Genomic DNA, 14716 nt, shown 5'->3' with positions numbered 1-14716 from the left:
ATGACGGAACCGTTGATCCGCCTCAGAAAAGTCCGGCGGGAGTACCCGTCGGGGGACAGTTCCATCGCGGTCCTCAAAGACATCGACCTCACCATCAATTCTGGCGAGATGGTGGCGATTGTCGGTGCGTCGGGGTCGGGTAAATCCACGCTGATGAATATTCTCGGTTGTCTGGACCGTCCAACGTCCGGCAGCTACGAAATCGGCGGTCGCGAAACCGCCTCCATGGATGTGGATGAACTGGCCGCGCTGCGGCGTGAGCATTTCGGCTTCATCTTCCAGCGTTATCATCTGCTGCCAGAGCTGACGGCCATCGGCAATGTCGAGATACCGGCGATCTATGCTGGTATCGACCCGTCGGCGCGTGCCAAGCGCGCCGGGTCCTTGCTGACGCGTCTTGGCATGGGTGACCGGCTGCATCACCGGCCCGGCCAGCTTTCCGGCGGGCAGCAGCAGCGAGTATCCATTGCGCGTGCGCTGATGAACGACGCCAGCCTCATTCTGGCCGACGAGCCGACCGGCGCGCTCGACAAGCATAGCGGCGAAGAGGTGCTGCGCATTCTGGGTGAGCTACATGCCGAAGGGCGCACGGTCATCATCGTCACCCACGATATGTCGATTGCCAGCAAGGCAGAACGCATCATCGAAATCAGCGATGGCGAGATCATCGCCGACCGTCCGGTGGAAAAGACCGAAATCGTGGAAAGCGCCGTCAGCCCGGAGGATGCGGCCTCGAAGCGCAAGCGCGCGCTGTCGCTCTATGGATTGATGGGTTCGATCCGCGAGGCCTTTCTGATGGCCTTGCTTTCGATGCGGGCGCATAAGCTGCGCACTTTCCTGACCATGCTGGGCATTATCATCGGCATCGCTTCGGTCGTCAGTGTTGTGGCGCTGGGGCGCGGTTCGCAGGAGCGGGTGCTGGCCAATATTTCCAGCCTCGGCACCAATACGCTGGAAATTTTCGCAGGCAAGGATTTCGGCGATGTGCGATCCGGGAAAATCACCACGCTGGTGGTTTCGGACGCTTTGGAACTGTCCAAACAGCCCTACGTCGCGGCTGCCACCCCAACGGTCTCCACGAACAGCACGGTGCGTTTCGGCTCGCAGGAGTCCAATGCGCTGGTGAATGGCGTCAGCGAGCAATATTTTGTCGCCAAGGGCAGCAAGATTGCCGATGGTCAGTTTTTCGACCGCGAAAGCGTGCGAACCACGGCGCAGGATGTGGTCATTGACCAGAACACCAAGAATGCACTGTTTGCCGATATCAATCCGGTGGGGCAGGTGCTTTTGATTGGCAATGTTCCAGCGCGCATTGTCGGCGTGATGGAGCCGCAGCAGGGCGGTTTCGGCTCCAATCAAAACCTGTCGCTTTATCTGCCATACACCACCGTTCAGGCACGGTTTCTGGGAAGCAATTCGCTGCGCAGCATTACCTTGCAGGTCAAGGACGGGATCGATACGGCGCTGGCCGAGCAGTCGGTCACCGAATTTCTGTTGCAGCGCCACGGCACCAAGGATTTCTACATCCTGAACACCGACGATATTCGCAAGACGATCACCAGCACGACCCAGACGCTGACGCTTCTGGTGGCGGCAATCGCCATTATTTCGTTGATCGTCGGCGGCATCGGGGTGATGAACATCATGCTCGTCACGGTGTCTGAACGTGTTTCGGAAATCGGGGTACGCATGGCGGTCGGCGGGCGACAGAGCGATATCTTGCAGCAATTTCTGATCGAGGCGGTGCTTGTCTGCCTGATCGGCGGTGTTCTGGGCATTCTGACGGCGCTCGGCTTCGGCTTGCTCTTCAGCTTGTTCAGCTCGAATTTCAGCCTTGTCTATTCAACCACGTCGATTATCGCAGCTTTCCTGTGTTCGACGCTGATCGGTGTCGTGTTCGGCTATCTGCCAGCGCGAAACGCTTCGCAACTGGACCCGGTCATCGCGCTTTCCAAGGGGTAAGTGCGACGACCCGCGCCAAACGCAGGTTTGCAGCGGCACTCTTAAAAAAATCAGCGGCAATAAAAGAAAACGCACGGGTCTGTAGGGATTTTTGCTAAATCCCTACAAAATAATAAAAAATTATAAGCTGAACTCCGCTCTCGATCCTTTAAAACAACGATATTGGTTGCAGCGCTCACTGTTCGTCATCTGATTGTAACAGAAATGGGCGAAGCATCCGGACATTCGCAGTTCGTTGGGGGACAACGGCTGCGGGGATGTATTGAAGAGGGGTGAAATATGGCGGGTTTGGCTACCATCGAAAATGTTGAGGCGATGTCTTGCACGCTGCCAAGGCGGTGCATGATGTCGCTCGCTTGCACAATAGCTGCCCGCGGCATGTAGCGTTTCCACCATCTGCACGGGTTCCACCGGGAAGCTGCAGAAATCCTCAAAACAGCGCTCCGGGCATCCGGGGGATCGAAAATCCAGCTCCCGCAAAAGTGGGAGAGCGGCGGGCCATGGCTAATTATGACTGTTGCAGAATTTCAACGGTCGCCCCGGAAGTAACGGTCTGTATCTTATTGGGAAAAAACGCCATTGACTAACGAAACCATCAATGAAAATCGTATTATGCAATCGTAAAAAACGACTCGTAAAAAAATCGAAACTTCTATCAACTTGATCCTGGAGGTCAGAAATGAACATCAAGAGCCTTCTTCTCGGCTCCGCTGCAGCGCTCGTTGCAGTTTCCGGCGCACAGGCTGCCGATGCAATCGTTGCACCGGAACCTGAAGCAGTTGAATATGTCCGCGTTTGCGATGCTTACGGCGCTGGCTACTTCTACATTCCGGGCACCGAAACCTGCCTGCGCATCAGCGGCTACGTCCGTTACGACGTAAAGGGCGGCGATGACGTCTACACCGGTAGCGACCGTAAGGGCTGGGACAAGGCTGCTCGCTTCACGCTGCGCACCCACACTGCTTCGGAAACCGAACTCGGCACCCTGAAGACCTACACGGAGACCCGCTTCAACTACGGCGCCAACAATTCCCGTCACGATGGATTCTACGGCGGCTACAGCCCTGACGAAGACACCGTTTGGGGTGGCACGAGCAGCGGCGTTGATTTCCGTATCGGCTACATCCAGCTCGGCGGCTTCAAGGTCGGTATCGACGAATCCGCATTCCACACCTTCACCGGTTACCTCGGCGGCGTCATCAACGATGACGTGGTCGGCGCAGGCAGCTACACCACCGGTCAGATTTCGTACACCTACAAGGGCGGCAACGGCTTCTCGGCTATCCTGGCTGTTGAAGAAGGCGGCTCGGGCTACGTCATCGACGGCTACACCCCGCACATCCTCGGCGGTCTGAAGTACGAAGGCGGCTGGGGCTCGATCGCAGCTGTTGCAGCTTACGACTCGGTCATCGAAGAATGGGCTGCCAAGGTTCGCGGTGACGTGAACATCACCGACCGCTTCTCGGTTTGGTTGCAGGGTGGTTACGCTTCGGAAGAATCTCCGGTGCAGAACTACGGCCAGTGGGGCGGCGATTGGGCTGTCTGGGGTGGCGCGAAGTTCAAGGCAACCGACAAGGCTACCTTCAACCTTCAGGGCGCACACGACGACTGGGGCAAGACTGCAGTTACGGCTAACGTAGCTTACCAGCTCGTTCCTGGCTTCACGATCACCCCGGAAATTTCGTACACCAAGTTCGGTGGCGAATGGCGTGATCTCGCTGTCGAGAAGGACGCTTGGGGCGGTATCGTTCGCTTCCAGCGCTCGTTCTAATAACACATATCAAGATCGGATATCGGGGCATCGTCCCGATATCCGGACAGGTTTCGTCTAGGTTTATGTTCGCAGTAATGTGTCGGGTTATCTGACGAAGCTTGAAAATATGAACTGATAATAATGTGACCTCCAGTCCATTGTTATAGACAGGCGACAGGTCTCCGATCTGTCGCCTGCTTTTTATCGGGGCGGCGGTATTGCCATTTGGGTTGCCCTTTGAAGCGCACCAGTTCGGGTCGAGCAAAGCGGCTCCCCGGCCGTAACTCCCGCTATTTTTCAGAAAACTGCTTTCCGTTTCGCCTCATCACGCGCCGATCACATTGGCGTGCCCTCAAGCGAATGGAACTCCCGCGCGTGCAGATTTTTGTTATAAATTTGTCACGGAGGATTTACCGCGCGTGAACATCATCGTAACAGCACCCCGGACGGACGGAACAGTGACGCAAACCGGTTTGAGCAATCTTCAGGTGGAAGTTGCGCATAAGATGCTGGCGCTTATCACCAAGGAGCGCTGGCAGATCGGTGATCGCATTTCCGATGCCGCGATTGCGCGCGAATTGCATGTTTCGCGCTCGCCGGTCCGGCAGGTTCTGCATCTTCTGGTGGAGCGGGGGATCGTCGCGCAGGCGCCCAATCGCGGTTATCTGTTGCAGCGCTTTCCGAAACAGGACGAGCTGTCGAACGAAATATTGCCGCCGTCCGATTTCGAAGACCTCTATCACAGGCTGATGAGCGCGCGTGCTTCCGGTTCGATCGGCCTGGAAGTTTCTGAAGCAGCCCTCGCGGAACAGTTCGAAGTGACACGTGGAACGGTGCGCCGCACATTGATGCGCTTTGCCGCCGAAGGACTGGCCGAGCGGCTTCCAGGCTACGGCTGGCGCTTTGCCGAAGCGCTCGACAATGAACATGCCGTCAATGAAAGCTATTCTTTCCGGGTGGTCATCGAATGCGGCGCGCTGACACAAGCTGATTACAGCCCGGTTCTCTCCGAGTTGCAGGAACTGCAACGCGAACAGCTTGAAATACTCGAACGCCCGATATCCGATTTTCCGGATGGGTTTTGGTTCGACGTCAATGCGAATTTCCATGAAACGCTGGTGTCATGGGCTAATAACCGGTTTCTTACTCAGGCTCTGCGCTGGCAGAACCATTTGAGGAGACTGACGGAATCCTGTGAGTTTGAGCGTATGGGCGAAGCGCGAATTCGTCAGGCCTGCGCGGACCATCTGGAGATTTTGCAGGCTATCGAGGCACGGGATTTCGAATTTGCAGCCGCATTGCTGAAGCGGCACATCGCGCGTCCAGCTCACGATAGCGTTTGATTCCGCGCGGCATTTTTCAACGAATGAAATGGAAAAGGCCGGGATTCGAAGCGATCCCGGCCTTGTTCTTGGTTAGATTTTGGCGGCCTGCACAAAGCGCGGATCGAAAGTCTGCGCAAATGAAATATCCGCGCTGGAAAGCTCCGGATCGAGCGCCTTCAACATTTCATAGAGGCTCTTGAAGCCTTCTTCGGCAATCAGGCCCTTTTCGGAATACATGGCGCGGGATTTCTCAAAGCCGGTTTTGTAGAGTTCACGGTCGCCAAGCAGATATTCCTCCGGCACGGCGTCGGCAACGTCGTCGGCGGATGCCTTGTGAATCCAGTCCAGCGACTTGACGAAGGCATTGACGACGCGCTGCGTAGTGATCGGGTTTGCGTCGATAAAGCTCTGCTGCACATAAACTGTCGCGGCCGGATTGGTGCCGCCGAACAGCTGTCGCGTGCCTTCTTCTGTGCGGGTGTCGATCAGCAGAGTGATATCGCCATCGACTTCGAGGCGGGTGATTACCGGATCGAGATGGACGAGAGCGGCGATTTCGCCTTTCTTGATGGCTGCAACCGCGCTTGCGCCGCCGCCAACGCCGATAATCGACGCGGCATCTTCCGACAGACCGTTCTTCATGAGTGCATATTGCAGGAACAGCGACGTGGAGGAGCCGGGCGCCGTAACGCCGACATTCTGGCCCTTCAGGTCGGCAATGGTCTTGATTTCGCCTGCGAGGTCCTTGCGCACGCCGATGCAGATGCCCGGGAAACGTCCAAGTTCGCAGACTGCCTTGATGTCCTGGCCCTTGTTCTGCATGCGGATCGTGTGTTCGTAAGCGCCCGTCACGACATCGACCGAACCACCGATCAGAGCCTGCAACGACTTCGCGCCGCCGCCAAAATCGTTGACCGTTGCCTTCAGGCCCTGTTCTTCAAAGAAGCCTTTGCGCTCGGCAATCGTTAGCGGCAGGTAGTAGAAAAGCGGCTTGCCGCCGACGCCGAACATCAGTTCGGGTTTTTCTGGCGTTGCCGATGCGTCCTGCGCATAGGCGGGCAGGCGGGAAGCAATGCCGGCCAGTCCAAGAGCTGCGGCGCCCAGCAGGGCGTCTCTGCGATTAATCTTCATGATTTTCCTCCTAGAGCACTTCCACCAAAAGTGCGTAGCGGTTTTGCGTGGGATGATGCGTGAAAACAAATAGATAGAGCGATTCCATGATTCCATTTTAACCGGAACCGCTCTCGTAAGCGCGACGCGCCGTTATGCGTTGTGGCTTGCGGCTTTGGGGCGCCAGACAAGCAGGCGCTCCTCGATGATGGTGACGCCCCAGTCGATGATCAGCACGAAGACGGTCAGCACGAGCATACCGGCGACAACGCCGGTCACGTCGAACACGCCTTCCGCCTGATGAATGAGGTAGCCAAGCCCCGCCGAAGAACCGAGATATTCGCCCACGACCGCACCCACGACGGCGAAGCCGACAGCGGTATGCAGGCTCGAAAACATCCATGACAAAGCCGAGGGCAGGTAGACGTTGCGCAACAATTGCCGCTCGTTCATGCCAAGCATGCGGGCATTGGACAGCACGGTCTGGTTCACTTCCTTCACGCCCTGATAGACGTTGAAGAACACGATGAAGAACACCAGTGAAACGCCAAGCGCTACCTTGGACCAGATGCCGAGGCCAAGCCACAGCGCAAAAATCGGTGCCAGAACAACACGCGGCAGGGAGTTGGCGGCTTTCACATAGGGGTCGAAAACAGCTGCCAATATGGGCTTGCGCGCAAACCAGAAGCCGATCAGGACACCCGCAATCGAGCCGATGGCAAAGGCGAGCATGGCTTCGAGCAGCGTGATGCCGAGGTGATACCAGATCGTGCCTTCGGCAAACCATTTATAGGTGCGCAAGGCGACATCGCCCGGTGTGGCGAAGAAGAATTTCGCCTTGGCGGGGTTGCCGAAAAGATGCGTGGCGGTAAAGACATGCCACACGAGAATAACGGCAACAGCAATACTGAGCTGCGCCAGAAACAGCAATGGTTTTTTCATGAACGTCCTCCGGCGCGGTCTCCACTCGTCTGCTGGTAGCCCTTGAGGACTTCTTCCTTGAGCGCGCTCCAGATTTCCCGGTGGATTTCGTGAAACTGGTTGTCGAGGCGGATTTCGGAAATCTCGCGAGGGCGTTCGAGCGGAATGCGATATTCCGCCATGATGCGCGCCCGCGGACCGGCAGACATGATGACAACGCGGTCAGCAAGCGCGATGGCTTCTTCGAGATCATGCGTGACGAACATGACCGCCTTCTTGTCTTGCGACCACAGATCGAGCAGCAAATCGCCCATGATGACGCGGGTTTGCGCGTCCAGCGGGCCGAATGGCTCATCCATCAGCAGATATTTCGGATTGCGGATCAGCACCTGCGCCAGACCCACACGTTTGCGCTGGCCCCCGGAAAGCATATGCGGATAGCGGTCGCCGAAGCTTGCAAGCCCGACACGGGCCAGCCATTCCTGCGCATGTCTGCGGGCTTCGGCCTTTGTCGAGCCTGCGATTTCAAGGCCGATGGCGACATTGTCGAGCACCGTCTTCCAGGGCATCAGCGCGTCCTGCTGGAAGAGATAACCCGCCTTGCGATTTAGCCCTTGCAGGCGCTGGCCGTTGATCTCGACAATACCCTGCGCGGGCGTCAGAAGACCGGCCACAGCATTCAGCAAGGTGGATTTACCGCATCCGGTTGGGCCGACAATGGCGACGAATTCGTTTTCCGCGACCTTGAGATTGCTTTCGGCAACCGCATCGAACCGACCGCCATCGGCCAGTTTGAACGAAATCTCTACATTCTTCAGCTCGATGGCCGTCTTGTCGGTTCCACCCGCCTGCGCGTGCTTTACTTCGGCGTTCATCGTCTTCTCTCCTTGGGAAGCCGACGAGGCGCCTTGCCGCAATATTGCATGTAATCACTCCTCCGAAGGCGCACTTCAACGATGGGGGTTGGGCAAGACGGCCAGAATTCAGGGTCCTGCACGTCGCGAATGAAGCGCGCGAACGTTTAATTTCAGCCTTCCTATACCGCTCTTGCAACAAGGCGCAATGGAAAGCTGACCGCGCTTTGCATTATATCTACATAAATAAGTCTATACGAAATAATATTGCCGTCTGGCAATGTGCCGCAAATTGGCAGCGCATATCGCCTCTTTCGTCCGTCGAAGCGGGGCTTTAAAGTCCCAATTTAAAAAGCCGTCCGGCGATGTTGGGAGGAGCTAGGCGTGACGCTTCGATATCAGATTCTGGCTCTGGCCATTGTGCCGTTGATCGTCGCGATCCTGACGGTCACGGCCTTCATCACGTGGCAATCGGCCAATCTCGTGCAGAGCAGCATCGCGACTTTTGAGAAGAACATGCTGAAGGCGAAGGAGACCGAGCTTCTGAACCTCACCAATCTGGCTCTGTCAGCAATCCAGAAAATCTATGACGAGGCCGGTCCCGACGATACAGCGGCCATGCAGAAGGTGACGAGCATTCTCACCTCGCTCGATTACGGGCGGGACGGTTATTTCTTCGTTTATGACTATGACGGCAACAATGTCGTGCATCCGCGCCAGACCTTTCGTCCCGGTCAGAACTGGCTCAATCTAGTCGATCCTGATGGTGATCATGTCATTGCCAATCTGATCGACAAGGCAAAGCAGGGGGGCGGGCTGCACCAATATAAATGGGAAAAGCCGTCGAGCGGCGAAATGGCCGACAAGCTGTCCTTTGCGGTTGGGCTGGATAAGTGGAAATGGATGCTGGGAACCGGCGTTTATCTGGATGATGTTTATGCGCAGACGGCGGCGGCCAATGCCGATTTTCGCGCCAATATCCGCAACACGTTTCTGGTGGTCAGTCTCATCGCCGTGCCTGCCGTCATGCTGGTTTTCGCGACATGCATGTTGTTGAACATTCGCGAGCGGCGCATGGCGGACAGCAAGCTCAAGGAGCTTGCCCAGCGCATCATCGATACGCAGGAGGAGGAACGCGCCCGTCTGGCCCGCGAACTTCACGACGGCATTTCGCAGAATCTGGTGGGCGTGCGCTATGCCATCGATCTGGCCAGCCGTCAGGTGCATACGGGCAGCGACGGTGCGCCGAGGGCCATCGAGAAGGCATCGGATGTGCTGAACGGCGCGATCAAGGAGGTGCGGCGGCTTTCGCATGATCTGCGACCGCGTATTCTGGACGATCTGGGTATGACGGTGGCGCTGAAAGCGCTCTTCGAGCATTTCGCGGAGCGGACGGGTATCGAGACCCGCTTTGAGGCCGATACGCTGCGGGTCAATCTGAAACCGGAGCCGAGCACGGCGCTCTACCGGGTGGCGCAGGAAGCGCTGACCAACATCGAGCGCCATTCGGGCGCGAGCGCGGTCTCTGTGCGCCTTTGGGATTCGAACGGGCGTGTGACGATGACGGTGAGCGACAATGGCGATGGATTTGCCGGTCATGATCTGAAAGGGGCGACATCGGGACTTGGCCTCAGAAATATGCAGGAACGCATGGCACATTTCGGCGGTGTGCTCTTGGTGGAAACCGGCAGCGATGGTACGCAGTTGACCGCGCGCCTGCCGCTTTCGGCAGTCGAAAGACCTATGACGAAGCCGTCCCTGATGAAACCGGAAGTCGCATGACGAAAGAATGCAAGATTCGCGTATTGCTGGTCGATAATCATCCGCTGGTTCTCGACGGCTTGCGCGCCGTGCTTGAAACCTATGACGACATTGAAATCGCGGGCGCTGCATCCAATGCGCGGCTGGCGCTGGATATGGCGCAGACCGCCAAGCCCGATGTCGTGCTGATGGATATCAATATGCCGCTTCTCAACGGTATCGATGCCATCGAGCTTTTCAAGCGGCAACTGCCGGGTACGCGCATTCTGATGCTCTCCATGCATGACAGTCGCGAATATATCTCGACCTCGATCATGCGCGGTGCTTCGGGCTATGTGCTGAAGGATGTTTCGACGAGTGAAATCGTCGCCGCCATCCATGCAGTCGCATCGGGCGGAACCTATTTTTCCTCCGGCGTTTCGGAAGCACTTCTCGACAATGCCGAGAAGAAGGCGGAAGGCCTGTCGTCGCGTGAAAACGATGTGCTGGTTCTGGTTGCCGAAGGTAGCAGCAATCGCGAGATTGCTTCCGCGCTCGGCATATCGGAAGCAACAGTCGAGACTCACCGCAAGAACATCAAGAAGAAACTCGGCATCGCCAGCACCGCCGGATTGACCCGTTATGCCATTGAAAACCGGCTTGGCTTTTCAGAAAGTTAGCCGCCGGAAGACGGGAAAGCTCTGCTTATTACCCACTAGTGGGTAATTGTGCTTTTGTTGCGACTATCGTCTGCTTGCGGGTGGATTCCCGCGCACTTATTCTCTTTTGCAAAACGGCTTGAGGAGGCCGAAACAAAAGGGGAGGAGCAATGTCAGTTTTGCTGGCGTTGTCGCGCGCTATTGACGCGGCCAATAATTTCATCGGAAAAGCAGTATCCTGGCTGATACTCGTGGCGGTGCTGATCAGCGCCATCAATGCGGTTTCGCGCAAGCTTTTCAATCTCAGTTCCAACGCATGGCTGGAAGCGCAGTGGTATCTGTTTTCGGCGGTTTTCCTGATCGCCGCCGGTTACACGCTGCTACACAGCGAGCATGTGAAGGTCGATCTGCTCTACAGCCGTTATTCGCGCCGCACCCAGCTGCTGGTCGAGATTTTCGGCACTATCGTCTTCCTGCTGCCCTTCTGCCTCATCACGATCTATCTTTCATGGCCCATTGTGGAAGCGAAGTTCGCCAGCGGTGAAACCTCCAACAATACAGGCGGGCTGGTTCTTTGGCCTGTCTGGACGCTGATCCCCATCGGTTTCGGACTCTTGGCGCTGCAAGGCCTGTCCGAACTCATCAAACGCATTGCCATTCTGCAAGGGCGTCTACCGGATACGGTGGCGGCTGAAGACGCAGAAGCCCAAGCGCTCTGAGGGGGACGGATATATGGTTGCTTTCTTCGCGGAAAATCTCGCGCCGCTGATGTTCCTCTCGCTGATCGTCGTGCTTTTACTCGGCTATCCGGTGGCTTTTGCGCTTGCCTTTGTCGGGTTTGCCTTCGGTTTCGTCGGCATCGAAATGGGGCTTTTGCCGGTCAATCTGTTCGGGGCCATACCCGACCGCATCTTTGGCCAGATGTCGAACGAAACCCTGCTCGCCATTCCTTTCTTCACCTTCATGGGGTTGATATTGGAGCGAAGTGGTATGGCCGAAGACCTGCTCGACACGATCGGGCAGTTGTTCGGCCCCGTGCGCGGTGGCCTGGCCTTTGCGGTGATTATCGTCGGCGCACTTCTGGCGGCCACCACTGGCGTCGTTGCCGCTTCGGTGATTTCGATGGGCTTGATCTCGCTGCCGATCATGCTGCGCTATGGTTATGACCGCAAAGTGGCAAGCGGCACTATTGCCGCTTCCGGCACATTGGCGCAGATCATTCCGCCGAGCCTCGTTCTGATCGTTCTCGCCGACCAGCTCGGTCGGTCGGTCGGGGATATGTATAAGGGCGCGCTCGTGCCGGGCCTGATGCTGGTCGGCTTTTATTGCGCCTACATCATCGGCATGTCGATCCTGCGGCCTCAGACTGTTCCAGCCTTGCCGTTGCAGGCCCGCACCTTGAAGGGGTGGAAACTGGCGCAGCGCGTGGTGGTCTCGCTCGTGCCGCCGCTGGTGCTGATCTTCCTCGTTCTGGGCACGATCTTCATCGGTGTCGCTACGCCGACGGAGGGCGGCGCAATGGGCGCGGTCGGTGCGCTTCTGCTTGCGATCATCAATCGCCGCCTGAACATGAAGATGCTGACCTCGGCGCTTTACGCCACGGCGAAGCTTTCGTCTTTCGTCATTTTCATTCTGCTTGGCGCACGTGTGTTTTCGCTCACCTTCTACGGTGTCAACGGTCACGTCTGGGTTGAGCATCTGATGACGTCGATTCCCGGCGGCGAAGTCGGCTTCCTGATCGTCGCCAATATTCTCGTCTTCTTTCTGGCCTTCTTCCTCGATTATTTCGAGCTGGCCTTCATCATCATCCCGCTTCTGGCGCCGGTTGCCGACGCGCTCGGCATCGATCTCGTCTGGTTCGGCGTCATGCTGGCGGTAAACATGCAGACATCGTTCATGCATCCACCGTTCGGCTTCTCCCTGTTCTATCTGCGTTCGGTGGCGCCGTCGCGCGCCTATAAGGACAAGGTAACGGGAGCCACGATCCAACCGGTCACGTCGGGCCAGATCTATATGGGGTCAATCCCGTTCCTGCTGATCCAGCTGGTGATGGTCGCGATCATCATCGCGTTTCCCGGTATCGTTACCCATTACAAATCCGGCCATCCGGTCGCCGATCCGTCGACGATCCAGATCAACGTGCCGATGCCGGGTGCGGATGGCGGCAATCCGTTCGGCACTGCGCCCGCCCCATTCGGTGCGCCTTCGCCGTCCACGGACCCGCTGCCCGCCCCATCGTTCGGATCGCCGCAGCCAAGCTTCGGACAACCGGAAAAGCCAGCGCAGTAACCGAGGGGAGACCAGTTTTCGCGCGGGTTACAAGTGAAACAGTTTTGGAGGAGGAAAACATGAAACAGGATTTGAACCGCCGTACATTTCTAACCAAGGGGGCGGCCATCGGAGCCGCCGCCGCCACAAGCGGTGCGGCGCTGGCCACACCGGCAATCGCAGATGAATTGCCGAACATACGCTGGCGTCTGACATCGGGCTTCCCAAACAATCTCGACACGATCTATGGCGGCGCGGTCTTTATGGCCAATGCCCTGTCGAAGATGACGGACGGCAAGTTCCAGATACAGGTGTTTCAGGCGGGCGAACTGGTGCCCGGTCCGCAGGCTATTGACGCGGTGCAGGCCAATACGGTCGAAATCGCCCACACCTGCGGCTATTATTTCACCGGCAAAAACCCGGCTTTCGCCATCGGCACCGCCATTCCCTTCGGCATGAACACACGCCTGCAAAATGCGTGGCTCTATCATGGCGGCGGCAATGAGCTTTATAACGAATTCCTTTCCGATTACGGCGTTGTCGGTATCGTCGGCGGCAACACCGCTGCACAGATGGGCGGCTGGTATCGCAAGGAAATCAAGAGCCTCGAAGACCTGAAAGGTTTGAAGATGCGCATCGCCGGTGTGGCTGGTGAAGTCATGTCGCGCCTTGGCGTCGTGCCGCAGCAGCTGCCCGGCGGCGACATCTATCCGTCGCTGGAACGCGGAACCATCGATGCCGCCGAATGGGTCGGCCCGTATGACGATGAGAAGCTCGGCTTCTACCAGATCGCGCCTTACTACTACTATCCGGCTTTCTGGGAAGGTGGCGCTTCGGTGCATTTCTTCGTCAACAAGCAGCAATATGAAAGCCTGCCCGAAGCCTACAAGGTGGCGCTGAACACCGCCGCTCAGGCTGCAACGCAGAACATGATTTCGCTCTATGACGTGAAGAACACCGGTGCAATCCGTTCGCTGGTGTCGAAGGGCGTAAACTTGCGGCCTCTCCCGCGTGACGTGCTGGATGCCGCTTACAAGGTCACCTTCGATCTCTACGCTGAATATACCGAAAAGAACCCGGCCTGGGCGAAGATCTATCCGAGCTGGAAGAAATTCCGCGACGAGGGTTTCGAGTGGTTCCGCGTCGCCGAATATACCTATGACAGCTATGTCTATGCCGCGCAGGCGGCGGGTAAATAGCGTAGCGTCAAGCCTGTTGAACTTAGAGAAGGGGTCGGTTTACCGGCCCCTTTTCCCATTTACGCATGTATGACAGTGCCCCGTGCTTGCCCCTCGCTGAACTATGCGCCTATATAACCCACCAGTTGGTACATTTTAAAAGGCGGCCAGACGATCACGATGGACAGCGCAGTCGAGCTTGCACAGGCCCGCGCGGGACGGAAAAACGATCCCGACAGCACCAGGGAAAACATCCTTGAGGTCGCGACCGAAGAATTCGTTCGGGCAGGTTTTTCCGGTGCGCGTGTTGATACGATTGCCGAGAAGACCAAGACGTCGAAGCGGATGCTCTATTATTATTTCGACAACAAGGAAGGGCTTTATCTGGCTGTGCTGGAGCGCGCCTATGCCAAGATAAGGGCGCTGGAAAACCGCCTTCAGCTTCAGGATTTCGAGCCGGAAGAAGCGATGCGGCGGTTGATCGAGGCCACATTCGATCATGACGACGCCAATCCCGATTTCGTGCAACTGGTCAGCATCGAGAACATCCACCGCGCCGAGCATCTGAAAAATTCCAGCGTTTTCCAGCGCACCAATTCCGGCGTGATCGGGATCATTGCCGAGATTCTGGCGCGCGGGGAAACAAGCGGTGTATTCACCCGCAAGGTCGATCCGGTCGATTTGCACCAGATGATCAGCGCCGCCTGTTTTTTCCGGGTCGCCAACCGGCACACATTTGGCGCGCTTTTCGACCGGGACCTCATGGCCGATGAGTACCGAACGCGACATCGTCAGCTTATCGCGGATATGATCCTAGCCTACCTGAAATCGTGAGACCGAAAGCGCCTTCAATTCAGTGCGCATTGCAAAAATAGTCGCCGTGTCCGATTGACGTTACTAACCAGTTCGTACATTTTCAAAAACAAGAAACCTGCCGTGCGAAAAT

General features: G+C 57.0%; 12 protein-coding genes. 9 read left to right on the top strand and 3 right to left on the bottom strand.

The window, feature by feature from the left end:
• The 3 genes from FIC94_RS03510 (at position 1) to FIC94_RS03500 (ending at position 5058) form a co-directional block, all read left to right on the top strand.
• Positions 1-1962, top strand: a complete 1962-nt coding sequence (locus FIC94_RS03510; RefSeq protein ID WP_121538209.1) for a MacB family efflux pump subunit — start codon at positions 1-3, stop codon at positions 1960-1962.
• A 679-nt stretch (positions 1963-2641) separates the two neighbouring features.
• Entirely contained in the window at positions 2642-3733 is a 1092-nt protein-coding gene (locus FIC94_RS03505) for a porin (protein ID WP_140023930.1), read from the top strand.
• 401 nt (positions 3734-4134) lie between these two features.
• Positions 4135-5058, top strand: coding sequence for a GntR family transcriptional regulator (locus tag FIC94_RS03500; protein WP_235891942.1), 924 nt, complete (start codon positions 4135-4137; stop codon positions 5056-5058).
• Positions 5059-5130: 72 nt separating this feature from the next.
• Here FIC94_RS03500 and FIC94_RS03495 read toward each other — a convergent pair whose 3' ends face one another.
• From FIC94_RS03495 to FIC94_RS03485, 3 genes are all read right to left on the bottom strand, one after another.
• Positions 5131-6171: an ABC transporter substrate-binding protein gene (locus FIC94_RS03495; protein WP_109367157.1), complete on the bottom strand. Its 1041-nt coding sequence runs from the start codon at positions 6169-6171 to the stop codon at positions 5131-5133.
• A gap of 132 nt (positions 6172-6303) precedes the next feature.
• Positions 6304-7092 (bottom strand): ABC transporter permease, encoded by a 789-nt coding sequence (locus FIC94_RS03490; protein WP_124915840.1) that lies wholly within the window; start codon positions 7090-7092, stop codon positions 6304-6306.
• Entirely contained in the window at positions 7089-7946 is an 858-nt protein-coding gene (locus FIC94_RS03485; RefSeq protein WP_140023928.1) for an ABC transporter ATP-binding protein, read from the bottom strand. The genes FIC94_RS03490 and FIC94_RS03485 overlap by 4 nt, the downstream gene beginning before the upstream one ends.
• A 363-nt stretch (positions 7947-8309) precedes the next feature.
• Between FIC94_RS03485 and mctS the strand changes: the two genes are divergently transcribed.
• The 6 genes from mctS (at position 8310) to FIC94_RS03455 (ending at position 14604) form a co-directional block, all read left to right on the top strand.
• Positions 8310-9707, top strand: coding sequence for a two-component system sensor histidine kinase MctS (gene mctS, locus FIC94_RS03480; RefSeq protein ID WP_140023927.1), 1398 nt, complete (start codon positions 8310-8312; stop codon positions 9705-9707).
• Positions 9704-10345 (top strand): two-component system response regulator MctR, encoded by a 642-nt coding sequence (gene mctR, locus FIC94_RS03475; RefSeq protein WP_109367161.1) that lies wholly within the window; start codon positions 9704-9706, stop codon positions 10343-10345. Before mctS ends, mctR begins: the two co-directional genes overlap by 4 nt.
• 149 nt (positions 10346-10494) lie before the next feature.
• Positions 10495-11043, top strand: a complete 549-nt coding sequence (locus FIC94_RS03470) for a TRAP transporter small permease subunit (RefSeq protein ID WP_109367162.1) — start codon at positions 10495-10497, stop codon at positions 11041-11043.
• Between the two features lie 13 nt (positions 11044-11056).
• Complete coding sequence (locus FIC94_RS03465) at positions 11057-12613, top strand: TRAP transporter large permease (protein ID WP_109367163.1); 1557 nt, start codon at positions 11057-11059, stop codon at positions 12611-12613.
• 59 nt (positions 12614-12672) lie between these two features.
• A complete protein-coding gene (locus FIC94_RS03460; protein ID WP_109367164.1) occupies positions 12673-13791 on the top strand; it encodes a TRAP transporter substrate-binding protein in 1119 nt (372 codons plus the stop codon).
• Between the two features lie 159 nt (positions 13792-13950).
• Positions 13951-14604, top strand: a complete 654-nt coding sequence (locus FIC94_RS03455) for a TetR/AcrR family transcriptional regulator (RefSeq protein WP_109367165.1) — start codon at positions 13951-13953, stop codon at positions 14602-14604.
• Positions 14605-14716: the final 112 nt, after the last annotated feature.

The sequence above is a fragment of the Ochrobactrum teleogrylli genome (assembly GCF_006376685.1).
GTDB classification, from domain to species: domain Bacteria; phylum Pseudomonadota; class Alphaproteobacteria; order Rhizobiales; family Rhizobiaceae; genus Brucella; species Brucella teleogrylli.
This window is presented reverse-complemented; position numbering and strand designations above follow the sequence as displayed.